Genomic DNA, 1,037 nt, shown 5'->3' on the forward strand with positions numbered 1-1,037 from the left:
AGGGTCTTGCACTCGTAGCCGACGATGTGGGTCAGGTAGGAATTGATCTCCGCCGCGAAATCGACGTACCCCGTCGCGATCGGTCCCGGTAACTGCGGTCTCGCCAGCAGGTGCTGCCACGCCTCCACCACCTTGGCGCGGCGTGGCCCCTCCACGGCGAGCGCCGGACTGCGGAGCACCGTGCCCGCGATCAGCGTCTCGGGACGGTCAACGACATTGAAATCCACCTGCGTAGCCCCTATGTCTAGTCTCGTCGTCGCTCGAGCGCATATCTTCCCGCATCGATATGACAGGTTTGGCGCCGGGATCGTTCGACGCGTTGTCGCGTCGCGGCAAACCGGCGGTGCCGACTGGTCGGGCTGGTTCGCGCTCTGGCCAACGATGTTGCCATGTCCGCCGGGGTGTGTGGTCCGGGTGGCCAATCCGTGATCTATCGACCGCCGTCACCACCCAGTCCGGGGAACAATTCGCCGGGCGTGGCCGGGCGTGGCGCGGGCGGGATGATGATCACCGGCGCCGGATTGCGCGGCGTGGTCGACGGTGAGGGGCCGAGCTCCGGCGCGGGGTTGCGTGGCGTCGTCGACGGCGGGGTGATGAGATCCGGTGCCGGGCTGCGCGGTGCGTTGGTCGGTGGGTTGAGAATGTCGTAGGGATTGCTGCCGCCGGGCGCGGGCGCGGGTGCCGGTCCCGGGATCAGCCCGCCGCCACCGGTCATCGCCGGCGTGGGGAACTGCTCGACCGGCGTGCCCGCCAGCGCGGTGTCCATCACCTGCTTCCAGATGTCGGACGGCAGGCCCGATCCCCAGATCGCGCCACCGCGCCCGCCGCGCAACGGCTGCGGCTGTTCGGTGCCCACCCACACCGCCGTCGACAGCGACGGCGTGTAGCCGATCATCCAGGCGTCCTTGTTGTCCTTGGTCTCGCCCAGCTGGGTGGTGCCGGTGCTGGGCGCGCGCGAGAAGCCGACCAAGGTCGACACGATGATCATGCCGCCGCAGGCGCACGGCGTGAAGGTGATCTCGATCGGCATGTTCACG

General features: G+C 68.9%; 1 protein-coding gene and 1 pseudogene. Both read right to left on the reverse strand.

Translation table 11 applies throughout. The features are described 5' to 3' along the window. A partial coding sequence (locus ACWDNU_RS47050) for a hypothetical protein (RefSeq protein WP_449673606.1) occupies nucleotides 1-227 on the reverse strand: 227 nt, incomplete at its 3' end. A gap of 203 nt (nucleotides 228-430) precedes the next feature. Continuing rightward, nucleotides 431-1,037 (reverse strand): annotated as a pseudogene (locus ACWDNU_RS47055) (hypothetical protein); the annotation flags it as partial.

It is taken from the genome of Amycolatopsis sp. NPDC003676 (assembly GCF_053587275.1).